This window comes from Halovivax limisalsi, assembly GCF_023093535.1.
GTDB classification, from domain to species: domain Archaea; phylum Halobacteriota; class Halobacteria; order Halobacteriales; family Natrialbaceae; genus Halovivax; species Halovivax limisalsi.
Window position 1 is genome coordinate 480595 of record NZ_CP095757.1, and the last position, 24088, is coordinate 504682.

The 24088-nt window shown below is 68.4% G+C and carries 19 protein-coding genes and 1 tRNA gene; 13 read left to right on the top strand and 7 right to left on the bottom strand.

Translation table 11 applies throughout. The features are described 5' to 3' along the window. Window positions 1-5: 5 nt before the first annotated feature. Entirely contained in the window at window positions 6-425 is a 420-nt protein-coding gene (locus MXA07_RS02145; protein ID WP_247730412.1) for a GNAT family N-acetyltransferase, read from the bottom strand. A 51-nt stretch (window positions 426-476) separates the two neighbouring features. Then, a complete protein-coding gene (locus MXA07_RS02150) occupies window positions 477-929 on the bottom strand; it encodes an SLOG cluster 4 domain-containing protein (RefSeq protein ID WP_247730413.1) in 453 nt (150 codons plus the stop codon). A 263-nt stretch (window positions 930-1192) separates the two neighbouring features. On the opposite strand from MXA07_RS02150, the gene mdh reads away from it, so the two are divergent. Both mdh and MXA07_RS02160 read left to right on the top strand, forming a co-directional pair. Then, the gene (mdh, locus tag MXA07_RS02155) at window positions 1193-2107 is read left to right on the top strand and encodes a malate dehydrogenase (protein ID WP_247730414.1); all 915 of its coding nucleotides are present in this window, start codon (window positions 1193-1195) and stop codon (window positions 2105-2107) included. Window positions 2108-2161: 54 nt separating this feature from the next. Then, window positions 2162-2626, top strand: a complete 465-nt coding sequence (locus tag MXA07_RS02160; protein ID WP_247730415.1) for an NUDIX hydrolase — start codon at window positions 2162-2164, stop codon at window positions 2624-2626. A 60-nt stretch (window positions 2627-2686) separates the two neighbouring features. Here MXA07_RS02160 and MXA07_RS02165 read toward each other — a convergent pair whose 3' ends face one another. Both MXA07_RS02165 and MXA07_RS02170 read right to left on the bottom strand, forming a co-directional pair. Next, on the bottom strand, window positions 2687-5389 hold the full coding sequence (locus tag MXA07_RS02165; protein WP_247730416.1) for a M14 family zinc carboxypeptidase: 2703 nt from the start codon (window positions 5387-5389) through the stop codon (window positions 2687-2689). A gap of 163 nt (window positions 5390-5552) precedes the next feature. Then, window positions 5553-5798 carry a ferredoxin gene (locus MXA07_RS02170; protein ID WP_247730417.1) on the bottom strand — a complete coding sequence of 82 codons (246 nt, stop codon included), beginning with the start codon at window positions 5796-5798 and terminating at the stop codon, window positions 5553-5555. Between the two features lie 114 nt (window positions 5799-5912). Here MXA07_RS02170 and MXA07_RS02175 point away from each other — a divergent pair, with 114 nt between their 5' ends. The 5 genes from MXA07_RS02175 (at window position 5913) to MXA07_RS02195 (ending at window position 12170) form a co-directional block, all read left to right on the top strand. Further along, window positions 5913-6965, top strand: coding sequence for a poly-gamma-glutamate hydrolase family protein (locus tag MXA07_RS02175; RefSeq protein WP_247730418.1), 1053 nt, complete (start codon window positions 5913-5915; stop codon window positions 6963-6965). 251 nt (window positions 6966-7216) lie between these two features. After that, window positions 7217-8239: a poly-gamma-glutamate hydrolase family protein gene (locus tag MXA07_RS02180; protein ID WP_247730419.1), complete on the top strand. Its 1023-nt coding sequence runs from the start codon at window positions 7217-7219 to the stop codon at window positions 8237-8239. Between the two features lie 130 nt (window positions 8240-8369). Then, the gene (locus MXA07_RS02185) at window positions 8370-9158 is read left to right on the top strand and encodes a class I SAM-dependent methyltransferase (RefSeq protein ID WP_247730420.1); all 789 of its coding nucleotides are present in this window, start codon (window positions 8370-8372) and stop codon (window positions 9156-9158) included. Window positions 9159-9287: 129 nt separating this feature from the next. Beyond that, the gene (locus MXA07_RS02190; protein ID WP_247730421.1) at window positions 9288-10835 is read left to right on the top strand and encodes a poly-gamma-glutamate hydrolase family protein; all 1548 of its coding nucleotides are present in this window, start codon (window positions 9288-9290) and stop codon (window positions 10833-10835) included. 126 nt (window positions 10836-10961) lie between these two features. Next, window positions 10962-12170 carry an inorganic phosphate transporter gene (locus tag MXA07_RS02195; RefSeq protein ID WP_247730422.1) on the top strand — a complete coding sequence of 403 codons (1209 nt, stop codon included), beginning with the start codon at window positions 10962-10964 and terminating at the stop codon, window positions 12168-12170. Between the two features lie 37 nt (window positions 12171-12207). On the opposite strand, the gene MXA07_RS02200 is transcribed toward MXA07_RS02195, so the two are convergent. Next, window positions 12208-12654: a universal stress protein gene (locus tag MXA07_RS02200; RefSeq protein WP_247730423.1), complete on the bottom strand. Its 447-nt coding sequence runs from the start codon at window positions 12652-12654 to the stop codon at window positions 12208-12210. A gap of 185 nt (window positions 12655-12839) precedes the next feature. Between MXA07_RS02200 and MXA07_RS02205 the strand changes: the two genes are divergently transcribed. The 5 genes from MXA07_RS02205 to MXA07_RS02225 all read left to right on the top strand — a co-directional run bounded on the left by MXA07_RS02205 (window position 12840) and on the right by MXA07_RS02225 (window position 21637). Continuing rightward, complete coding sequence (locus MXA07_RS02205) at window positions 12840-14660, top strand: hypothetical protein (RefSeq protein WP_247730424.1); 1821 nt, start codon at window positions 12840-12842, stop codon at window positions 14658-14660. A gap of 64 nt (window positions 14661-14724) precedes the next feature. Next, on the top strand, window positions 14725-17118 hold the full coding sequence (locus tag MXA07_RS02210) for an ATP-dependent DNA helicase (RefSeq protein WP_247730425.1): 2394 nt from the start codon (window positions 14725-14727) through the stop codon (window positions 17116-17118). Continuing rightward, on the top strand, window positions 17118-17654 hold the full coding sequence (gene cgi121, locus MXA07_RS02215; protein WP_247730426.1) for a KEOPS complex subunit Cgi121: 537 nt from the start codon (window positions 17118-17120) through the stop codon (window positions 17652-17654). The genes MXA07_RS02210 and cgi121 overlap by 1 nt, the downstream gene beginning before the upstream one ends. A 117-nt stretch (window positions 17655-17771) precedes the next feature. Next, window positions 17772-18065: a hypothetical protein gene (locus MXA07_RS02220; protein WP_247730427.1), complete on the top strand. Its 294-nt coding sequence runs from the start codon at window positions 17772-17774 to the stop codon at window positions 18063-18065. 392 nt (window positions 18066-18457) lie between these two features. After that, entirely contained in the window at window positions 18458-21637 is a 3180-nt protein-coding gene (locus MXA07_RS02225; RefSeq protein ID WP_247730428.1) for an ATP-binding protein, read from the top strand. Window positions 21638-21736: 99 nt separating this feature from the next. Here the strand turns inward: MXA07_RS02225 and MXA07_RS02230 are convergent, their stop codons facing one another. Further along, window positions 21737-22414 carry a rhodanese-like domain-containing protein gene (locus MXA07_RS02230; RefSeq protein ID WP_247730429.1) on the bottom strand — a complete coding sequence of 226 codons (678 nt, stop codon included), beginning with the start codon at window positions 22412-22414 and terminating at the stop codon, window positions 21737-21739. Window positions 22415-22620: 206 nt separating this feature from the next. Here MXA07_RS02230 and MXA07_RS02235 point away from each other — a divergent pair, with 206 nt between their 5' ends. Next, window positions 22621-23652, top strand: coding sequence for an LLM class flavin-dependent oxidoreductase (locus MXA07_RS02235; RefSeq protein ID WP_247730430.1), 1032 nt, complete (start codon window positions 22621-22623; stop codon window positions 23650-23652). Window positions 23653-23776: 124 nt separating this feature from the next. Here MXA07_RS02235 and MXA07_RS02240 read toward each other — a convergent pair. Beyond that, a tRNA-Gln gene (locus MXA07_RS02240) sits at window positions 23777-23849 on the bottom strand. Window positions 23850-24088: the final 239 nt, after the last annotated feature.

The window sequence follows — 24088 nt, forward strand, 5'->3', positions numbered from 1 at the left end:
TCGGGTCACTCGGTCCGTCGAAACATCCCCTTCGACGCCGGGCGCGTCTCCTCGTAGCCGAACCGCTCGTAGAAGCCGTCGACGTCCGCGAGGAGGTTGACGTAGGCGTTCGGCGGGGCGGTCTCGTCGATCCACGCGTCGAGCGCCGCCAGGATCGCCGATCCGAGACCGCGCCGCTGGTGGTCCGGGTGGACGGCCATATCCGTGAGCTGGTAGACGGTGCCGCCGTCGCCGACGACGCGGCCCATGCCGACGGTCTCTCCGGTGGGACCGTGGACCACCGTAACGCCGAACAGCGAGTTCGGCAGACCCCGTTCGACGCCCGCGGCGGATCGAGGCGCCATCTCGGCCGCCCGGCGCAACCGGATGAAATCCGCGGGCGACGGAAGCGTTTCACGAAGCTCGTACTCGTCCGGCAGAGTCATGCGTATACTCCGTCGGGACGTGGAACAAACGTTTCGACGGCGTCGCAGGGATCACTCCGCCACGGCGTCCTCGAGGATGTCGAGCGCGTCGGCCGGGTCGTCGGCCTCCGCCAGGTCGAGCGCGGGAACCTCGACGGCGCCGAGTCCGACGATCGGTTTCTCGTAGACGGAGGCGAAGCCGATTTCCGAGAGCGTGCCGGCGCTGCCGGCCAGGGCGATCACGGCGTCGCCGTTCAGCGGGACGAGGGCGTTACGGGCGTGGCCCATCCCGGTGGCGATCGGAACGTCGACGTGTGGGTTGGCGTCGTCGACCGACCCGGTCGGGAGGATCCCGATCGTCCGGCCGCCGCCGGCCGCGGCGCCGCGACAGACCGCCCACATCGTGCCGCCGAGCCCGCCGCAGACGACGTCGTGGCCGCGCGTCGCGATCTCCCGGCCGACCGATTCCGCGAGCACCGACTCCTCGTCGGTGATCTCGCCCCCGCCGATGACGCTCACGCGCATACCGTCACCAACGACCGTCCGACCCCTTGACTGTTTGGTTCCCAGAAATGCCCCGATACATTTGGCCGCGCTGCCGCGTAGAATATCGGCCGACGCTTCCACCGTCGACCGGCCGTCGAGCAGGGGCCAGTTCCGTCGGGCGCGGGGAGACTGGCGCACCCTGACGGCAGTGCCGTAGCGGTGGCGTCGGTCGCCCCGTCGCCGCCCGCCGCGGGCCGCCCACCGGGGGATTTAACGACGGGGCCGGGAATGAACCACCTAGCATGTCGAAAGTTAGCGTGATCGGTGCCGCCGGGACGGTCGGCGCCGCAGCCGGCTACAACCTGGCGCTCCGGGACGTGGTGGACGAACTCGTCTTCGTGGACATTCCTGACCAGGAGGACGTCACGATCGGACAAGCCGCGGACACCAACCACGGCGTGGCATACGACTCGAACACGACGGTCCGCCAGGGGACCTACGCGGACACCGCCGGGTCGGACGTCGTCGTCATCACGGCTGGCATCCCCCGTCAGCCGGGCCAGACCCGGATCGACCTCGCGGGCGACAACGCCCCGATCATGGAGGATATCGGATCCTCGATCGCCGAGCACAACGACGACTTCGTCACCGTCACGACCTCGAACCCGGTCGACCTCCTGAACCGCCACCTCTACGAGACCGGCGACCGGGCCCGCGAGCAGGTGATCGGCTTCGGCGGCCGCCTGGACTCCGCGCGCTTCCGGTACGTCATCTCCCGGCGCTTCGACGCGCCCGTCAAGAACGTCGAGGCGACCATCCTCGGCGAGCACGGCGACGCCCAGGTCCCCGTCTTCTCGAAGGTCCGCGTCGACGGCGAGGACCGCGCGTTCGACGAATCCGAACGGGAGGAACTGCTCTCGGAACTCCGGGAGAGTGCGATGAACGTCATCGAGAAGAAGGGCGCGACCCAGTGGGGGCCGGCGACCGGCGTCGCCCACACCGTCGAGGCCATCCTCCGCGACACGGGGGAAGTCCTGCCGTGCAGCGTGAAACTCGACGGGGAGTTCGGCCACGAGGACACCGCGTTCGGCGTCCCCTGCAAACTCGGCGCGAACGGCGTCGAGGAGATCGTCGAGTGGGACCTCTCCGACCACGAGACGGACCTGCTGTCGGAAGCGGCCGAGAAGCTCGAAACGCAGTACGGGAAGATCGCGTAGCGGGTCGGCGAACGATCCGACACCGCTTTTTCGATCGAACCGACAGTATCGGGGATGAGCGACATCCAGTGCAAAGTTCTCGGACTCGTCCGGCGCGACGACGAATACCTGGTCCAGCACCTCACGGACCCGGGCGCGAGCGGGTTCTACAGACCGATCGGCGGCGGCGTCGAGTTCGGCGAATCGAGCGACGAGGCGCTGGCACGAGAGTTTCGCGAGGAACTCGGCATCGACCTCGAGGTCGGCCAGCCCGTCGGCACGATCGAGAACCGGTTCACCTGGAACGGCGACGCCGACCACGAGTTCGTCATCTGCCGGAACGCGACGTTCGTCGACGACGCGCTGTACGATCGCGAGCGCTTCGACGGGATCGACGACGGCGGACGGATCGAGTACGAGGCGACGTGGCGGACGCTCGACGACCTCGCCGACGGTCCGGAACCGCTCTATCCCGAGGGGCTGGAGGGCTTGCTTCGCGGGCATCTCGGAGACGGAGTCGGCCACGTCGACGATCGGTGATGCCAGGACGGAACGGATGGGAAACAGAGAGAAACGTGGGGTTGGCAGAAAGCTGTAATTCTACCGCCGCTGGTCGTGACCGAGCGCGGCCCGGAGGATCCGCATTCCAAGCGCGGTGATGCCGTAGTTCTCCATGCCGAAGGGGTGCATGTTCGACTGGTTGGCTGGCGGCAGGAGGCTGCCGATGACGGTGATCGAGCCCAGTTCGCCGACGATCACGCCGCCGCCCGTCGTCGCGGCCACGTCACCGCCGGCCGACGTGAACGCGTTCTGGCTCACGGTGTGGACCGGCGACTCGTTGCTGGTCGTGTAGCCGATCGTCGGCCCCGTCCAGAGTTCGCTCTCGAGCGAGCTGACGTGGTTCACCAGCTCGTGGTTCGACGTACTTCCCAACATGGCGAACTGCCGGGTGCTTCGATCCACGTCCGAGGAGCCGATGGAACTCGCACCCTCGACATCGAGCGGGCCCAGCAGCGAGAGGCCCGCGTCGGTCAGGACGAGTTCGCCGCCGGCGTCGACGTACGTCTCGATCGCGGAGACGTACGCGCCGCTGTTGACGCCGTCGTCGTGGACGAGCACCAGCTGGTCGTAGGCGGGCTGGCCGCCGCTGACCAGCGAGCCGCTCTCGACGTCGCTCACGGAAAGCGTCGCGGCCGAGCCGTCGACCATGGCGTCGCCGTACTCCTCGAGGAAGGTGACCGGCGTCACGTCGTACGCGCGCTGGTCGTAGTCCATGATCCCAGGGTCCGGCCGGCCCCTGGCCTCGATGGTCGAGACTCGAAGGTCGGCGGAGGCAGCCTCGTCGCGAGTGCGTCCGCCCTCAGCGCGATCCCGGCCGTCCTCGCCGCGAGCACGCCCGTTTCCGCCGCGGACGCGGACCTCCCAGGTCCCCGGGTCGGGATCGGTGATCAGCCAGTCCGCGCCGCGACCGAATTCGCGCACGCGCACCGGCGCGGACCGGACCTCGGTGCCGTCCGGCGCGATCAGCGAGGCCTCGTCGATGCGGCCCGTCGCTTCGGTGACGTCGATCGAGAGCGTGTGGACGTCCCGATCGACGCGGATCCGGTGGCGGCCGCGACCGCGCGTCGCGTCGATCGTCGTCTCGTCGCGAGAGATCGACGTCGCCGAATCGACGGCGACGTCGTCGGAACTGCGGGCCACGGTCGGGCTGTCGACGATCGCGAGCGAGCGCCCGCCGGTCTCGATCCCGCCGTCGACGGGTTCGGCCGCGACGCGCGCGAGTTCGCGCATGCAGATCTGGTAGGCCGCCGCCTGGACCGTCACGAGCCCGGCGTTGAAGGGGACGGGGCTGGCGGTCTGGGCGTTGTCGATCGCCATCTCGTAGCTGAGGACCGTCGCGCCGAGGCCGCCCATCTCGACGGCCTTGCCGAGCCAGCCGCCCATGCTGCCGGTGACGTTGTAATTGATCGTGTCCGCGGTGGTTCCCCACTCGTAGGGGACCGAGGGGACGTCGTAGATGCCTCGCTGAGAGGCCGCGTCGGAGATCTCGCCGCTGTACTGGTCCATCAGCGGGGCGATCTCGTCCTCGTAGGCCTGATTCGTCCGCTCGTTGAGGGCGTCGATCGCGGCCTGGTCGCGCGGCCCGTACTCGTCGTTGCCCTGCATCGAGTTGACGAGGTGGTTCGAGCCGTACATCCCGTGGAAGTCCGAGGCGAAGGCGACGTCGTCGTACTTTCGGAGTTCGTGGACGAGCCACAGCACGTCCGGAACGTACTGCTCGTACTGGCTCTCGACGTCGTCGTCGGGGCCGCTCGGGTCGTCGTTCACGAGATCCTCTCCGTTCGGCTCGCCGGGATACTTGTTGGGGTCGATGAGCCCCGCGGTGGGGTACTGCCGGTTCGGGTCGAGGTTGGAGCCGTTGACGCGCGTGAACGTATCGCTCGAGGAGCTGGCCGCCGAGACCGTCTCGGGGTGCTTCGCCATCCAGCCGTCGGGATTCGACAGGACGAAGACCAGCCCGATGTCGTCGAGCCAGGATTCGAGTTCGGACTCTTCCCCGCGGAGGACGCCCTCGAGGAGCCGCATCCCCGCTTCGACGCCGCTTCGCTCGTCGCCGTGGATGCTGAGCGAGTTGACGACGACCGACTTGTCGGTGATCGAGTCGACGTCGTTCGATAGTTCCGCGACCACGAGGTCGTAGGTGCTGTGCCCGCCGGTTCGTCGGTTATCGAGCCCCGGCGTGTTCCCGAAGCGTTTGACGTTGACGCGGTCGGGGTACTCCTCGGCGAAGTGTTCGAGGCCGGCGACGGCCTCCTCGTAGGCGATGTAATCGAGCGCCTCCTGCGGGTCGGGGAAGACCCGGTCCGGGTACTCGTAGTGCTTCCAGAACGGGTTCGCGCCGGGCGCGTACTGCAGGCGCGTGACGAGGAAGTACTGGGAGATCTCGTCGATCTCGCCCGTCGTCAACCGGGCGTACATGGCCGCACCGGGGCCGCCGGTCGTTTGCACGTCCGTCCCGAAGTCTGTCAGTTCCGAGAGGACGCGGTCGTCGAAGGCGCTGACCAGCGTCGGGATGCGCTCGCTCGACCCGACGTTGTCGTAGAGGTACTCGAGTTCGTCCGTCAGTTTGTAGCGCTCGACGGCCGACTCACGCGATTCGCGGCCGCGTCCCGTCGCGGCCGCGCTCGCCGATCCGCTCGCCAGTCCGACCGTGCCGGCGGCGCCCGCCAGGAACCGGCGCCGACTCACTGGACAGGGCCGCTCGTCGAGAGCGTGGTCGTCCGCGTCGTCAGTGTGAAACATACTACGAACGCATCATTCTATCCCCCGGGAGATATATTTATTCTAGCTCGACAGAAATAATATCGGGCCGCGAGGTCGTGATAATCCAGGGACTGCGCCGCCGCTGCCGTCGCGGGCGATGAGGTGACCGAGGCCGGTTCGGTGCGGCGCGGTAGCGGACGCGTCAGGGAATCAGCTGTTCGCCGTCGGCATCGTACACCGTGATCGCGTCGACGGGGCAGGCGCGGGCGGCGAATTTGGCGTCGAGCTCGGCGTCCGGGGGGACCTCGCGTTCGAAGACGCCGTCCTCGACCTCGGTCGATTCGCGGAGGACGGCTTTGCCGCGGTCGGTGTCCTTCTCGAACTCGTCCCACGCCGCAACGCACTGGTACATCCCGATACAGACGTCCTCGTCGAACGCGATTCGCATATCTATTCCTTCACCTGTAACCGTTTAGCCTTGGCGACGCGGCCTCGGCGGTCGTTTCGAGAGTCGATATCGAAACTAACTATTTATGGCGATGGTTGTTGGTTGTAATTCGGTATGTCATACCATGCCACTGATCGATCGGCCGTCACGACCGACCGACGCCTCGCGCGTCGAACCGTACTGGCCACCGGCGCCGCGATACTCGGCGTCGGCGCGCCGAGCGCGTCGATCGCCGCGAGCGATGGACCGGAGCAGACGAACAAGGCTTCGTCGGCGGGTTCGTGTGACTCGGAGCTGGATCGCTGGGACCGACCCGTCGTCCGGACTGACGCCGATTGGGACACGACCGTCTCGGACGCCCGATACTGTTCGCTCCCGTGTGCGCTGACGGAGTCGACGCCCCTCCGGATCGGCCAGCAGATTCGACTCTCCGGCGGCGGGCCGAACGGCTACGAGACGGCGGCGTTCACCGTCGCCGATCACCGCGACGACGGCGCAGTCGGCCTCACCGACGGTGGGCTGAGCCGGATGGATCTCGCCGACGGCGACGGCGTCACGATCGGGGCGAGACCGGTCCACCCGTCCTACGCGTCGCGAAACGCGGCCAGACTCAACGAAGAGTACGCGGAGTACCTCGTCGGCGACGTGGCGGCGACGTCCGTCCTCGCGATGGCACCCCACGGCGGCCACATCGAGCTCGGGACCGATTTCCAGGCCGAGCGCGTCGCCGAGACGACGGGCGGGCTGGGGTGGGTCGCCGCCGGGTTCTACGACGGTGCCGGGACGTACAACCGGTGGCACGTTCCCTCCATCGACGTCGAGATCGACTCGTTTCCCGCGCTCTCGGGACTCGCCGGGGGAACCTACGACTGGACCGTTGCCTTCCACGGCCTCGCCGACGACGCCATCATCGTCGGCGGGACCGCGAGCGAAGTCGACCGTCAGACGGTCGCGGACGCGATCACCGCGCGGCTGCCGAACACGCCGGTCGAACTCGGGTCCGATTCGACGACCGGATACGACGGCTCGTCGCCGATCAACGTCCTCAATCGGATCGGCCAGACGGGCCGCACCCTCCAGCTCGAACAGCCCAAATCGGTCAGAGTGAACGACTGGCACGCCGTCGCGGATGGCGTCGCCGACGCGATCGGCGAGTTGTCGGCTTGACGCCGTCCAACTGCCGGTTCGTGGGGCGCGACACGCTCACACGGGACTCGTGTGTTCGGGCGCCGACCCCGACGGAGCGGTGGCCGTGGGTTGCGAACCGACGCCCGCGCCAGGACGAGCGGATCGATCGGTCACGTGAGCGCGGTTCGCTGCCAGACCGTTCGAGTTAGAACCGGGACGATCGATCGGAATTGCAAGGCCTGTAGTACGTGCTAATAGTTAATACCAACTACGATGGCGCTTGGAACGCAATGGACCCCCAGTCCTCACCGAGCCGCCGTCGCGCCAGTTCCCGATCGAGTCGGCGACGCGTTCTCGCGGTCGGCGCGTCGCTCCTCGGACTCTCGGCGATCTCGACGGGATCGGGCACCGAATCGGATGCCACGACCTCCTGCGGACCCGAGGTGCGCTACTGGCAACGGCCGGTCACCGAGACCGACGCCGACTGGTCGACGTGGTCGCCCCCGTCGCGGTACTGCTCGCTTCCTCGGTCGTTACTCCGGACGACGGTGCTCGAGGTGGGCCAACAGGTTCGGCTCAGACACGACGAATCCGGGTTCGAATCGGCCGCGTACACGGTCGCCTCCGCGGCCCACGGCGGCGCCGTCGGTCTCACCGAAGGCGGACTGGACCGACTTGGTGTCGACGAGAACGACGTGGTGACGATCGCGTCGATGGTCGTCCACCCGATCTACGATTCGCGTCAGGAGGCGCGGCTCAACGACGAGTTCGTCGAGTACCTCGCCGGCGACGACGGTGCGGCGACCGTCGTCACGTTGGCCCCGCACGGGGGCTACATCGAGTACGGTACGGACTTCGAGGCCAGACGCGTCGCCGAGCAGGCCGACGGGCTCGGCTGGATCTGCGCCGGCTTCAACAGCGGGGGCGGCGCGTTCGATCGGTGGCACGTGACGTCCACCGAGATTCACGCCAATTCCTTCCGGGAGCTGGGCTGTCTCCTCGATCGCGACTTCGAGTGGGCCGTCGCCTTCCACGGCTACACGAACGACTACATCACGGTCTGTGGGACCGCGAGCGAGAGCGAACGCGAGACGGTGGCGAACTCGCTCGGCCAGCGACTGCCGGACGTGTCGATCAAGGTGCCGACAAACGGGGACGGGGATTATCGCGGCGTCTCGCCGGCAAACATCCTCAACCGGGTCGGCGAAATCGGCCGAACGATCCAGATCGAACAACCGTTCGGCGTCAGGGAGACACGGTGGCACCACGTGGCCGACGGCGTCGTCGAAGCGCTCGAAATCCTGACCGATTGATTCGGCGGCGACGCTGGGTTCGGTCCTCGCGGCGCAGCCGTCCGAACGAGCCCGACAGATATCGTGTGGTGTGTTAGTCGGGACCATATATCATCGTGATTTTATGTTCCCCGCCGTCAGAGTCGACGCTATGGCCACGGACGCCAGTGCGGCGAGCGAACCGACGGGCGACGCGCTCGGACGGGCGATGTGGGACTACCAGCACGATCGGTACGGCGCGCTTCGCTACCGCGACGGATCGAGCGCGATGGACGGCCGCGTCGAGGCAAATTACTTCGCGCCCCGCTCGGAGTGGGCCGATCGGCGGATCGACCAGCTGTCGACGCTGGCCGAGGCCGGCGGGCCGATCCTCGACGTCGGCTGCGGGACTGGCCAGCACGTCCGCTGGTTCCAGGACCGGGACGCCGAGGCGATCGGGATCGACGTGAGCCCGCGTGCGGTCGCGACGGCCCGGGCGACGGGAGCCCGCCAAGTACTCGTCGGCGATATGTTCGACCTGCCGTTCCCGGCGGATCGCTTCCGCGCGATCAACTGCTCGGGGACCCAGCTCGGCCTCGGGGGCTCGCTCGCCGGCATTTCGTCGCTCCTCGACGAATTCGCCCGCGTGACGACCGACGACGCCGTCGCCCTCGTCGACAACTACGATCCGCGGGGGCTCGACGCGGACTTCTTCGGCTACCGTCCGGACCCCCGCGACGGCATCGCCCACCGGTGCTTTCACTTCGAGTACGAGCCACCATCCGACGGATCGTCGGGCAGGGCGATCGGCGCCTCGCTTCACTTCCTGTGCTGTTCGCCCGACCGACTCCGCGAGGCGGTCGGCGAGACGCCGTGGCGCGTCGCTCGCGCGTTCGAGCAAGACGACGGGCGCTTCTACCGGGCGCTGCTCGAGCGCACCGGCCCCGACCCGGCACCGTGACGACCCGCCGGATCGATCCAGTGCCTGGACGCCGGCGTCCCGGCCCCGACGGTGCCGTCGCTACCGGCCATAATATTCGATCGATTCGAGTAGAAAGAATAATGGTAGACCGGTCGTGACGGTGTCGTGATGGACCGGCCCGCCGAGCGAACCGTCGACCGACTAGGCGACGCCGCCAGGTGCTGCCTCAGGCGAGACGTGCTTCGCTCCGGGGCCGCGGTTTCGTCGATCACGTTGTTGCTGACGATGCGCGGCGATACGTCCGCGCCCGACGGCGCCAGTTCGGCCGAACGCGGGTCCCCGGCCGCGTCGGGCGGCGATCGACCGGACGCCGGTCTGGCCCAACGGAGCGCCGGCGGGACCGGGGCCGACGCAGCAGGTAACCCGAACGCGTCCGCCGGGGACGGCGCTGCCGACCAGAGACGCGGCGCCGACGGGGACCACGACGCGGACGACCGGGCGAGCGACAGCACCACCGAAGGCGGCACCGAAGCAGACGGCGGGAACGATCGGGGCGACGAACAGGCCGGTGAAGACGACGAGGACGGGACCGAAGACGGTCGCGAGAACGGCGGCGATGACGGCGGCGACGGCGAATCGGACGGCCCCGGTAACGACGATGACGGGGACGGCGAGGACGACGGCGGTAACGACGATGGCGGGGATACCGGCGAAGATGGCGGGGACGGGACCGACGACGGTGACGATGGGAGCGGAGATGACGGCGACGACGGCTCGGGCGACGAAGGGACCGACGACCCCGACTGGCGCGACGGCGCCGTCGAACTGTCCGAGACGTCACTCGGTGCGAGCGGGGCGGTCGATCCCGGTTCCCGGTGCGTCCTTCACCCAAAATTTCTCGCCGCGCACGAGCTGGAGGTCGGCCGCCAGATCCGCGTCCGACCCGACGACCCCGGCGCGGTGGCCGACGCGACGTTCACGATCGTCGAGTCTCGCGAGGGGGACCCGTTCGACCTCGGCCTCGACCCGTCCGGCCTGGACCGCCTCGACGCGACGGGCGGTGACGCGGCCGCCATCGACGTGCTGGCGGTCGACCCAGCGATCGAGTCCCGTGACGGCGCACTCGCGAACGCGGAGTACGCCGAGGTGCTCCGGGGGACGAAGACCCAGCAGCGGCTGGTCGTTCTCGCACCCCACGGCGGCCACGTCGAACCCGGGACGGATCGGCAAGCCGAGCGGCTTGCCGAGGCACTCGACGGACTGGCCTGGATCGCCGCCGGCTACGACGATTCCGGCATCGCGTTCGATCGGTTCCACGTCACATCGACGGCGATCCACCCGGACTCGTTCCCGACGCTCCGGTCGATCGCCAAGACGGACTTCGAGTGGGGCGTCGCCTTCCACGGCTTCTCGGTCGACGATCGCGTCCTCGTCGGCGGCCGGTGTGACGAGTCCGTCAAGGCGGGCGTCAGGGACGCGATCGACGAGGTGCTGCCCGAGACGGCGGTCGAGATCGCCCCGCCGGACGGCCCGTACGCCGGCACGTCGCCGGATAACGTGCTCAACCGCCTGGCACCGTTCGACAGGACGATCCAGCTCGAACAGCCCCTCTCGATCCGCCGCGAGGCCGCCGGTCGCGTCGTCGACGCCGTCGCCGACGCCCTCGCGGACGAGCTGGAGGGGACATCGATCGCCGATCGGCGGTCGGCGTTCTGAGTCGATTCGGGTCGTTCGCCCGTTGGTGGGACGTGCGCAGGCCTGGCTGAACCGGCCGTCGGAAACCGGTTCGCGGTATCGCGCAGGAACGTTTTTCAGCCCGGTCGGTCAACGACGACAGACGGAATGGTCGCGCTGTCGTTCGTCGGCCTCGTCGGCGTCGCGATACTAACCTGTCTGGCGATGGCGTGGGTGCTCGGCGCGAACAGCAACTCGCCGCCCTTTGCGCCCGCCATCGGAGCGAACGCGATCTCGACGATGCGGGCGGCGTTCGTCATCGGGCTGCTCGCCGCCGCGGGGGCCCTCATGCAGGGCGGGAGCATCTCCGAGACGATCGGCGCGGATCTCATCGACGGCGTGACGATCACGCCGCTTGCGGCCATCGCGGGGTTGCTCACCGCGGCGACGTTCATGGGGATCGGCATCTACACGCGATACCCGATCCCGGCGGCGTTCGCGACGACGGGCGCGATGGTCGGCGTCGGGCTCTCGCTCGGCGGCGACCCGGCGATGGCGACCTACCGGCGGCTCGGGATCTTCTGGCTGTTCGTCCCGATCATGTCCGGCGGGCTGGCCTACGCGACCGCGGTCACGCTGCGGCGGGACGACATCCCGGAATCCGTCGGCGTCCCGGCGCTGGCGGGGCTCGTCGGGGCCATCATCGCCAACATCCGCCTGGGCGTCATCCCGGATCCCGCCGCCGACCAGGGGACGGTCGCACGGTTTATCTCCCGGCGGTTCGGCGGCGGGCCGACGCTCGCGGGCGGCGTCGACCTCGGCATCGTTCTCGTGACGATCGTGGCCGGCGCGATCGCCTTCTCCCTGGTGCGCCGGAGGGTTCTCACCTCCGTCGAAGGCGGGATCCGGTCCTTCCTGCTCGTCCTCGGCGGGATCGTCGCCTTCTCCTCGGGCGGCTCGCAGGTTGGCCTGGCGACCGGTCCGCTCGAGAACCTCTTCCGGGTCGAACTCGGCTTGCCGGGGATCACGCTGCTCGCGCTCGGCGCCGCGGGGATCCTCGCCGGCGCCTGGATGGCCGCGCCGCGGCTGCTGCAGGCGACGTCTCGGGAGTACGCCCAGCTCGGCGTTCGCCGCTCCATCGCCGCGCTCGTCCCGGGATTCGTCATCGCCCAGCTGGCGATCTTCCTCGGCATCCCGATCTCGCTCAACAACATCATCCTCTCGGGCGTCATCGGCGGCGGCCTCGCGGCCGGCTCCGCGGGGGTCTCCCGGCGCAAGATCGGCGTCACGGTCTCGTTCTGGCTGCTGACGCTCGGAAGCTCGATCGCTCTGGGGTACGGCGTCTACCGGGTCCTCGCGTTCGGGCTGGGCCGGTAGCTGGACCTCGGGCGACCGGTTCTGTCCGCTGTCGGCCTCAGTCCAGGATCGTGACGGGGACGTCGGTTCGCTCCGCGATCAGTTCCGGAATACCGTCCCCGAGGAGGCGTCTGACGACGCCGCTGACGTCGTGTCCGGGGACGACGACGTGATCGACCCCGTTGCGGTCGACGAACGACGGAACGACCTCCGCCGGCGGCCCCTCGCGATTCTCGACCGTCACCCGCGACGGGTCGTCGACCGACGTTCGCAGGTCTTCGGCCCGGGCGCGGGCGTCCGCGAGTCGCTCCTCGCTTCGTTCCAGGATCCGCCCTTCGCTCACGGGCTGATCCAGCGGCGGGACCGGCGAGAGGAGGGTCACGGTCGCCGCAGGAAACGTCTCCAGCGCGCGTTCCAGCGCGGCTGCATCGTCGGGGTCGCCGAGTGCGACGACGAGGACGTGGTTCGGATGCGGCACGTGTTCGCGTACGCGGTCCGACCCCATCGTTCTATCGCCGCGGGCTCTCCCGATCGGGCGCGTTGACCGGTGGTGCCGGCGTCCTGCGCCCCGAAAGGATCGGCGCTCCAGGCGGACCGCCCTGGACGGCCCTGCATCCCGAACGCGGCCGGTCCGCCATCGAACCAGCACCGCCAGTAAGTTCATTGTTGCATAGTGTCACTGTCGGTTGCATGGACGACGACTCGATGGCCGATCGGGTGGCTCGTCTCGAGGCCATCGTCGATCGGCAGCGGGAACGGATCGCGGCGCTCGAAGCCGAGTCGAACGGGACGGACGACGCCGCAGCGCGGCCGACCGAGAGCCGGAGCGCCGGTCGATCGCTGCATCGACGAGGGTTCCTGACCGCCGCGGGGGCGCTCGGGGTGCTGGGGTTCGGGGCCGGGATCGCCGGCGCAACACCCCGGGGCCAGCTCGGCACAGGCGACCGGCCCGTGGAGGCCCTCTACGCGGACCGAGTGGCGATGACGGGACCGAATCGAACGATCGAGGGGGTCGAGTCGCTCTCGGCGACTGCCATCGCGAGCGATCGCGTGACCGCGACCGAACTCGGGACGAGCGCCGCGCCCGTCGACGACGTCGTCGCCGACCGGCTCTCGATGGCCGGCCAGCAGCGGTCGATCGAGAACGTGGACACGCTCACGGGTCGGTCGGTCTCGAGCGATCGGATCACGACGAATCGGCTGGTTCACGAACCGCTCACCCGGAGCGACGACGCGATCGGCACGGGCGCCGTCGTCTCGACCGAACCGACCCACCTGGTCGTCGACCCGAACGGCGACGACGCCGCCGACGGCACGTCGACGGATCCGATCGCGACGCTGCAGGAGGCGTTCGATCGCCTCGCGCACGTCCAGCAGCACCAGTTCACCGTCGCGTTCAACGACGGCGTCTACGAGGACACCTCGGGAGTGAGCCAACCGCACTGTCCCGTGGTCATCGGCGGCTGGCCGCGCGGGCTGGAGGACGGGACCGGAAACTCCTCGAAGTACCCGATCCACTTCGTCGGCGATACGCAAACCCCCTCGAACGTCGTGATTCGCCATCGCGCGGTCGAGTTCGCGATCCAGGGCCGGGTCACCTACCGGACGCGAGTCGAGGGGATCCGGTTCGAGGCCGGCGTCGGTCACTACGGCTCGACGATGGACTTTCGCAACTGCGAGTTCGCCCACACGGAGAGCGACTTGCTGTCTGCCACCGGCGGCTACGACCACGCGGTCAACGTGATCGACTGCCACTTCGATCCGAACGCGGGGCCCAACGGCGAGGGCATGTCCAGCGCCGTGACCGCGAACGGCCACGGGAGCATGACCGTCAGACGGTGCACGGGCGCCGTCACCGGCGACCTCTTCTTCGAGGGCGACGGCCGGGTCACCTGGGAGGGAAACAACCGGGTGATCGGCTCCTTCCCCTCGACGTACCTCTACGAGGACTGGCGGGACGGCAAGTTCGCGAATCGCGCCTCGACCGACCACCGGTGGAAGGCCTTCCATCCCGAATGGACGGTCACGGGCGGCAGCCCGTACCCGGAACGGGGAGCGGCGGTGTTCCCGGCGGCCAGCAACGGATCCCACAATCTCCACTTCGAGGACATGGCCTTCTCGACCGGGACCTGGGAGATCGACTTTTCGGTCGGATCGAATCTGAGTAGCGGCAAGACGCTGTTCTTGCTGCCGGCGGACTGGACCGGATCGAGTGACGAGGTGCGGCTGTCCGTCAGGGCGAACGGGACGGTCGACGTCAAGAAGAAGGTCGACGGTACCATTCAGGACCTCAACCTAAGCGGGAGCTGGCCGGTCGATACGGCCGAGCACACGGTTGCGCTGCGCCGAAGTCGCGATATCGACGACAACGGGAACGCCGGGTACGAGCTGTTCCTCGACGGGACGAGCATCGATTGGGTGACCGATTCCTTCGTCCCGGCGCCCCAGCACCTCGTGATCCGCCATTCGATGGACGACGAGTGCCGCCTCTCGCGGATACAGGCCTACTGAGAACGTCCTCGCCCCCGTCGCCCGACACGACACTTTAAATCGGAGCACGACCCAACCACGGGTAATGAATCTCGAGGAGCTGTCGGGGCTCCCGCCCGGCGCCGTCTCGCACTTCCGGTCCGAGGGGATCGAGTCGCTGTATCCCCCGCAGGCCGAGGCGGTCGAGGCCGGAGCCACCGAGGGCGACAGCCTCGTCGCGGCCGTCCCGACCGCCAGCGGGAAGACCATGATCGCCGCCCTGGCGATGCTGTCGGCGATCGAGCGCGGCGGCAAAGCGCTGTACATCGTCCCCCTTCGCGCACTCGCGAGCGAGAAAAAGGAGGAGTTCGAGGCCTACGAGGAATTCGGCGTCTCGGTCGGGGTCACGACGGGCAACTACGAGAGCACCGACGACTGGCTCGCCTCCCGTGACGTCGTCGTCGCGACGAGCGAGAAGGTCGACTCGCTCGTGCGCAACGGCGCCGACTGGCTCTCGGAACTCACCTGCGTCGTCAGCGACGAGGTCCACCTCATTGACGACCGCAACCGCGGGCCCACGCTGGAGGTCACCCTCGCGAAGTTGCGGGCCCTGAACCCCGCGCTCCAGGTCGTCGCCCTCTCCGCGACGGTGGGCAACGCCGACGAGATCGCCGACTGGCTCGACGCCGAGCTCGTCGCCTCCGACTGGCGCCCGATCGACCTCCAGCTGGGGGTCCACTACGGCAACGCGATCAGTTTCGACGACGGCAGCAAGCGCGAGGTGCCCGTCGACGGCTCGGAGAGCCAGGAGGACGCCCTCGTCCGGGACATCGTCGCCGAGGAGGCCTCCGCGCTCGTCTTCGTCAACTCGCGGCGCAACGCCGAGGCCGCCGCGCGCCGACTCGCGAACGTCGTCGCCCCGGAACTCGATCACGACGAGCAGGAAGCGCTCGACGACCTCGCCGACGACATCAGGGACGTCAGCGACAGCGAGACGAGCACGGATCTGGCCGCCGCCGTCGAGAAGGGCGCTGCCTTTCACCACGCCGGACTCGCCAGCGACCACCGGTCGCTCGTCGAGGACGCCTTCCGCGACCGCCTCCTGAAGGTCATCAGTGCCACACCGACGCTCGCCGCGGGCGTCAACACGCCAGCCCGCCGCGTGATCGTCCGCGACTGGCGGCGGTTCGACCCGACCGCCGGCGGGATGGCGCCGCTGGACGTCCTGGAAGTCCACCAGATGATGGGCCGGGCGGGACGACCCGGCCTCGACCCCTACGGCGAGGCCGTCCTGCTGGCCAAGAGCCACGACGAGCAGGACGAACTCTTCGAGCGCTACGTCTGGGCCGATCCCGAGGACGTCCGGTCGAAGCTCGCCGCCGAGCCCGCCCTCCGGACGCACGTCCTCGCGACGATCGCCTCCGGCTTCGCCCGCACCCGCGACGGCCTGCTCTCGTTCATGAACGAGACGCTCTACGCCAGCCAGACCGGCGAACGCGGGCGGCTGGAGTCGGTCACCGACACCGTGCTGGACTACCTGGAGCGGAACGACTTCATAGAACGCGAAGGCGCTGGATCGACCCAAACACAATCGGCCGAGGACGACCCGTTCACCTCCGCCGCCGACCTCGCCGCCGAGGCCGACCGGGACGTCGAGCTCCGGGCGACGAATCTGGGCCACACCGTCTCGCGGCTCTACCTCGACCCGATGAGCGCCGCGGAGATCGTCCACGGGCTCGAATCGGCCGACTCTCGCCCGACAGCGATGGGGCTCTACCAGCTGATCGCGCGTACGCCGGATATGTACGAGCTCTACCTGCGCTCCGGCGAGGACGACACCTACGGCCAGCTCTACTACGAACTCGAAGACGAGCTGCTGGGCGAGAAACCCAGCGAGTACGAGGAAGACCGGTTCGAGGACTGGCTGTCCGCGCTGAAGACCGGCGCCCTCCTCAAAGACTGGGCGGACGAGATGGACGAGGATCGCCTCACGGAACGGTACTCCATCGGGCCCGGCGACCTCCGCGGGAAGGTCGACACCGCCGAGTGGCTCCTCGGGGCGGCGGAGACCCTGGCCGCCGAGATCGACTCGGACTGGAGCGTCGCCGTCCGCGAGGCGCGCGCCCGGGTCGAACACGGCGTCCGCGAGGAACTGCTCGAACTCGTCTCCGTCCGCGGCGTCGGTCGAAAGCGCGCACGCCAGCTCTACGCGGCCGGAATCGAGACGCCGGCGGACCTCCGGACGGCCGACAAGGGCGTGATTCTGGGCGCGCTTCGCGGGAAGAAGACCGCGAAGACCATCCTCGAAAACGCCGGTCGCGACGATCCCTCGATGGACGGCGTCACGCCGATCGACGCGGATTCGGCCGGCGCGACCGGCGACTCGGGGACCGACACGGAAACCGGATCGGGCGACGACGCCGGTTCGGACGAGCGGGCCCGGTCGAACGCGTCGGCCGCGGCCGACGCGGAGGATCAATCCAGCCTGGGTGACTTCTGATGGAACTACTGGAATGCCGGCTCTCGGTCGACGACATCGATTCGTTCGTCGCGGATCTCGGCACGATCGGCGATCGACACGGGACGACGGTCCAGGCGTTCGACGCGCGGTACGTCGCCGACCGGGAACACCTCGAACGGGCCGTCGAACTGGCCGATCGAGCGATCGAACGCGGCGACACCGTCGCCCGCGATCGGGCGGTCGAGATCCTGCTGTACGCCGCCGGTCGCCGCCAGATCGATCGCGCCCTCGAGATGGGCGTCGCAGACGGCGAGTGGCCCGCCGTGATCCTCGTCGACGCGGTAGCCGAGGGCGACCGTGGGGACCAGTCGGCGACCGACGCCGAAGCGGCGGCGATCGAAGCGCTCACGGATCTCGACGCGGTCGTCGGCTGCGAACCCACGATCGACGGTGCAACCGACCGCGAGACGCTCGTCGACTTCTTCGAGATCACCGACGCCGAGCGATCGGCGACTGACGCCTCGCTCGGCGCGCTGGTTCGCGAACGGGTCGCCCTACTCGAGGTGCGGAAGTGAGACGAACAGCGGCACTACCCAGATACTCGATCGATCGGACTCCGTCCCAGTATCGGAGTTCTGCTATCGACCGCAAGACAGAACCCTTACATATACACCGGTTCGGTAGATACGCTAATGCACCCACCAGGACGGTCTGAGTTGCGTCTCGGCCTGGGCCTCATGGTCCCTGGTGGTATCGCCGCGATTGTTGTTGACGCGCTCCCGCCGACGGTACTATTCGATCCAAGAGTTGTCGCCGACATCGTTAGTGGCGCACTCTTTCTGGGCGGGTGGGGGCTGCTGACGGAGGGCGTCGATGCCCTTGCCCAAACCGGATTCGTTATCGGGCTTGCCGGTCTCTCCCTACTCTATTACGTTGGTGTCGTCGCTGTCGCTGTGAGCGCCGTTTCCATCGTTCGGAAGACGTGACATAGTAGTAATGGGATTGGTATCGAATACCGTACGCCGCGTTCGCTGGGACGGTTCAAACGGGCCCTCGAGAGCGCTGGGCGGAGCACCCGAATTCGAGGAATCGACCGCCCCCGACGAGCGGGACGAGGCCGCGCTGATCGACTGCTTCTATATCGGCGGCGCGGAGCGTTCCCCCACGGAGGCGACGCTCGAGGACCTGGTCTGTGAGCGCATTGGGTTGGTCGCAGTCACGAGGGATAGCGGCTCCGTCCGCACCCGCCGTCGAACCCCGACCGACAGTATCGATCAGTCCGTTCCAGCAACAGAACCGCGTCAAATACCATTGCATCGGTTAAAAATCTGTCCAGGCTGGCCGAATGGCTAATCCATCAGCAGAACAATCCGAAGATGTGAAGGTTCCTGTCGAGGACCTCGTCGTCCTCCACCTGCGTCAGTGCGAACCGGTTCGGGCGGACCAGCCGGCACCGTACGGCCGGTCCGTTCCCGGCCTTTGCGACGTACTCGGCGTTGAGCTCGGCCGGATGTCCGAGTCCGTCGAGCTGCTCGCCACGCTGCGCGGTCTCCGAGATCGCGGGCTGGTCGTCGAGCGAGCCGCTCGCGTCGAGGGCCTCGACGAGGAGCGAAACGTCTACGAGCTCACCGACGACGGCCGGGCGCGAGCGACCGAGGTGCGCGACCGGGCGGAGTCGGAATTTTCCGACTTCGTCGTCCACGAACCGGACGGTCGGCGGGTGAGGTGTGCGATCGCAGAGCTCGATCGGTACTTCGAGCGATCGCCGCTCGTCAGCGCCCTCGCCCGACTGACCGACGCCGGCGTCGTCTCGCTCGAACCGAATATCGACGCGACGTTCGTCAACCGGGACGCCGAACTCCGGGCCCTGCTGGACCTCCCCGACGCCGGGCCGACGACCCTGCTGCTCGAGGGACCGCCCGGCGTCGGCAAGACCGAGCTCCTCGAACAGGCCCGATCACGACTCGTCGACGACGGCGTCACGGTCCTGGTGGGCGCCTGCGGATCCGATACCGACAGACCGTACGAGCCCTTCGCGGACGCCCTCGGGCATCTCCCGGCGCTCGCCGTCGGCGACGCCGGACGCCTCGAGGCCGAGGACTTTTCCGATCGGCGAACCGTCCTGTTCGACGGCGTAGTCGATCGACTGCGCGAGGACGCAGCCGACGGCCCGGTCGTCGTACTCCTCGAGGACCTCCACTGGGCGGATCCGGCCACGATCGACATGCTCGCTGCGGTCCTCGCGCGCCTGGATCCGGTCGACGACGTCCGCTTTGCCTGTACCTACCGACCGGCGGACGGAAGCCAGCAGCGACGACTCGCCGAGGCCGCCTCGGGCGACGCACACCGGGTCGAACGTGTACGCGTCGAACCCTTCGACCGCGAAACCGGTCGCGAGCTAATCGAGGCCCTGCTCGGAACCCGCAACGTTCCCACCCAGTTCGTCGAGGAGATCGTCGAGACGACCGGCGGCCTTCCCCTGTTCATCGTCGAGGTGATCGAAGGGCTGCGAGACGGGGGAATCGTCGACCCGGGCCTCGGCGTCTACCCGGACGATCCCGAGGCGATCGACCTCCCGTCGGGCGTCCACGAGAGCGTCGATCGGCGCCTCGACGCCCTCGACGCGGACGCGATCAGGCTGCTCGAGTGGGGCGCCGTCGCCGGCGAACCGATCCCGATCGACGTCGTGGCGGAGGCGATCGATCTCGCCGACCTACGCAAGAAGGAGTACGTCGATCTCCTCCTCGGCGCGGAGCTGTTGAGCGCAGACGACGACGCGCTCGGGTTCGACTCAGAGGTGATTCGCCAGGCGGTGCTCGACCGCGTGACGGGCGAACGGGAGCGACGCATCCACGAGGCGATCGCCGACGGCCTGCTCGCTGCCGCGGAGACGCCCGACGAGGAACGGGTCGCCCGCCACCTCGATCGGGCGGGAGCCGACGAGCGCGCCGTCGAACACTACCTCGCCGCCGGCGACGAGGCGCTTGGCGTCTTCGCCAGCGACGTCGCCGCGGAGCGATTCGAGCGAGCCGCCGCGCTCGCCCGCGGCCTCGGACGCGAAGATATCCTCGTCGACGCCGTCGAGCGGATCGGTCGCGCACGGTACCTCGCGGGCGAGTACGACGACGCCGAGAAACACTTCCAGTACGTCCGGGCCAACGTCGACGACGCCGAAACCCGCAGGCGGGCCGATCGACACCGGGCTCGGATGCGGGCGGATCGCGGCGACCACGACGAGGCGATCGAGCTCGCAGAGCGCGCCCTCGAGGACTGGGACGGGGACGAACCCACGCCGGAGTGTTGTCGGTTGCTGAGTTGCATCGGGTCGTCGCTGATGGATCTCGGCGAGCTGCAAGCGGCCACGGATCGCCTCGAACGCGCCAGGGACCTGGCCGTCGAACTCGAGGAATCGGACGCGGTCCTCCCGATCGCACTGACGGGTCTCGGGACGACGCTCGTCTATCGAAACGAGCACGGTGCGGCGATAGAGCACCTGGAACGTGCGGCCTCGCTCCTGGAGGGGAGCCCCAAGCGCCGGCTGCTCGCCAAGGCCCTCAACAACCTCGGCCTGGCGTACTTCGTTCGCCGACGCAGGGCGCGAGCGGGGGACGCCTTCGAGCGGTCGTACCGAATCTACGAGGAAACGGGTACGCACACGACCGCGGCGATGGTGCTGTCGAACCTCGGACTGATCGCTTTCGAAGAGGGCGAGTGGGACGAGGCCGTCGAGACGCTCGAACGCTGTCTCGAGCGCGCAACGCGGTACGATGTCCAACGGACGATCGTCTTCATTACCAGAAACCTCGCCAAAATACAGCTCCACCGCGGCGACCTTGAGGGAGCGAAGCGATCCCTCGACCGATCGATCGAGATCGCCGAGGAACTCGGACTGACGAATCACGTGTTCAGCGCCCGTTTCGACACCGCGCAGTACCACTTCGTTCGGGACGACCTCGACGACGCGGTCGCGGCCGCCCGCCACGGCATCCGCGACGCCGCCGAGATCGGCGAGCCCTACCGGGCGGCCCCGGGCCACGCCTGGCTCGGTCGCGTCGCGCTCGAACGGGGCGACCACGACGCCGCGATCACCCACTTCGAGCGCGCGCTCTCGCTCACCGATCGGGACGACGAGGGAAGCATCCAGGCGCGGTGCGGCCTCGCGGCGGCCTTCCTCGCCGTCGATCGAGTGGCGGACGCGGCGGCGCTCGTCGAGACCGCCACCGAGGACGTCGAGGAGTGGGGCAACGTGCTTCACCGAGTTTCCGTCGACCGGATGAGGGGCCGGGTGCTGCGGCGTGAGGTCGACTTCGAGGCCAGTCGACGGGCGTTCGAACGCGCGCTCGAAACGGCCGTCGAACTCGACGCATCGCTGCAAGCGGCACGGACGCGTCACGAACTCGGCCGGCTGGCCCACGAACGTGGCGAGCGAACCGAGGCGGCGGAGCAGTTCGCGATCGCCGGGCGACTGGCCGACGAGCACGGCTTCGAGCGCCTGGAGCGCCGAATTGTCGCGGACCGCCGAGAGATCGACGGCGGACCCGGCACCGAAGAGGCGTAACCGAGCGCGGGACGCCGTACGGGGCACCGATTACGGTCGAGACAGCGGTCGGCAACTCGCCGCGTAACGGAAGCGGCGCGATCGGCCGGGGCGTGCGCGTCAGAAACTGAGCTGGCCGTCCTCGAGGTCGCCCAGCGGGCGCTCGACGGTCCGGTCGGGGAGTGTGAGGCGGGCGGGCGTCTCGCGGTCGACGTCGTAGAAGACGGGGTCCATCTCGAAGCCGCCGTCGTCGTCGACGAGCGTGACGTAGTGTTGTCGGTTTGCCTGCTCTTCGAGCCAGATCTGGTCGCCGGCGTAGGCGGGGTCGACCTGGCCGCTGATGAAGAACTGCGTCTTCGGCGCGGCAGCCGGGCCGCTCGCGGTCGGATAGCCGTTGTTTCGCCAGCCATTGAGCCCCTCGTCGATCGCGTAGACGTTCTCGAAGCCCTCGGCCATGAGTTCGGCCGCGCGGGCGCTGGAGAGGCTGTGCGGACAGGTGCAGTAGGTAACGATCCGCTGATCGGTCGAGAGGTCGGCGGTCGGATGGTCAAAGTCGGGGCTGTTCGCGGGACTCAACAGCGCCCCCTCGATGCGAACGTTGACGTACGCGGCCGGACGCCGGGCGTCGAGAAAGACGGCGTCGTTCTGGTACCACTCGTAGGTGTCTTCCACCGGCGCAAGTGGCACTTCCTGTCCGCCAGTCGAGAGCGTCTCGTACCCGTCGTCGCCGAGACACCCCGCGAGGACGCTGGTCGCCCCTGCCGCGCCCGCCGTCGCGAGGAACTGCCGTCGATTCATAGACGGATTCTGGGGCTGGAATCAAAAAGCCGTTCCGGTCGGTCTACGGGCGAGAGCGACCACAGAAACCCGACCGATCGATCGGATCTCGCTCGATCATTCGCTCGACACCGAGCGTCGGTTCGCGACGATCGGACCACCGGACGGTCGCCAGTGCCGGCTGCCGGATGGCCAATGGGTTTCAGTGCCAGCCGTCAGTCTCCACTATGAACCTCTCGATCGTCGATCTCTCGCACGTTCCCGACGGCGCGAGCGCGACGACCGCGTACGAACGGACGGTCGACCTCGCCCAACTCGCCGACGACTGGGGCTACGAGCGGTTCTGGGTGGCGGAGCACCACGGGATGGCGAGCTACATCGCGGGCACGACGCCCGAGGTACTGCTCGGCCACCTCGCCGCGGAGACGGAGTCGATCCGGCTGGGTTCGGGGACCGTCCTGCTCAACTACTACCAACCGTACAAGGTGGCCGAGGCGTTCGGCGTCCTCGACGCGCTCGCACCCGGCCGGATCGACATGGGACTGGGCCGGGCGACCGGCCCGCCCGCGGCCGATCGCGCGATGGGCTACGACTCGAGGCCGAAGACGCCCGAGGAAGCCGACGCCGAACACCGCGAGAAGATCGAGGAGACGCTCGCGTTCGTCCGCGACGACTTCGAGGAGACCCATCCCTACGACTCGCTCCAGTTGCCCCGGTCGGCCGAGAGTCGACCGGAGCCCTGGCTGCTCGGCTCCTCGCCGTCGAGCGCGACGCTCGCGGGCGAACTCGGCCTGCGATACTGTTTCGCGGGCTTCATCCGCCCGCAGTTCGCCGAGCCCGCCTTCGAGGCGTATCACGACGCGTTCGAACCCGATCCCACCGGGGCCGGCCCCGAGGAACCCGAGGGGATGCTCGCGATCAACGCGGTCTGTGCCGAGACCGACGAGGAAGCCGCGCGCCTGCGCGCCCCGACAGAGGCCGTCTACCAGCGGATGGCCCGAGGCCGGATCGGTGACGGCATCCCCTCGGTCGAGACCGCGATCGACGAGCTCGGCGGCGTCCCCGACCCGACGCCCGACCCGCTTCCCGAGGGCGAGTGGTCGCGTTCGATCTCCGGCAGTCCGGAAACGCTCGATTCGCTATTACACCAGCTCGGCGACCGCCTCGGCGTCGACGACGTGATGATCCAGCACTCGATCCCCGACTTCGACGACGCGAAACGATCACACGAGTTGCTCGCCGACGGCGTCGGGAGCTGAGCGTACGGGCGTCTGGAATTGAATCGGATGTGAGATACCGGCTGCTCAGCGGTCACTGAGATGTCGGCCCCGATTTAGAGAACGAATCTAAACGCACCGATCGCCGAATGAATCGACGGAGAAGTAGTCCATCCTGGATTCGAACCAGGGTCGAAGCCCCCAGAAGGCTTCAGGATTGGCCGCTACCCCAATGGACTCTGTATTCGAACGGAGACGGTTGGCTCACAAAACTGTGTCGCTTTTAGACCGCCGTCGGGTGGCCCACGTCGGCATCGCTCCCCACCTGGCCGGCGTCGTACTGTCTGGCATCAAGCCCGGTCATGGCAGTTTATCTCGCTTCAACCAACAACCCTGCTTCCTGCCGCCACCACCCTCCCTTCGTCCATCACCTCGTCCGAATCGATACCAACTTACCCGCCACCCGAGCATGCACGCG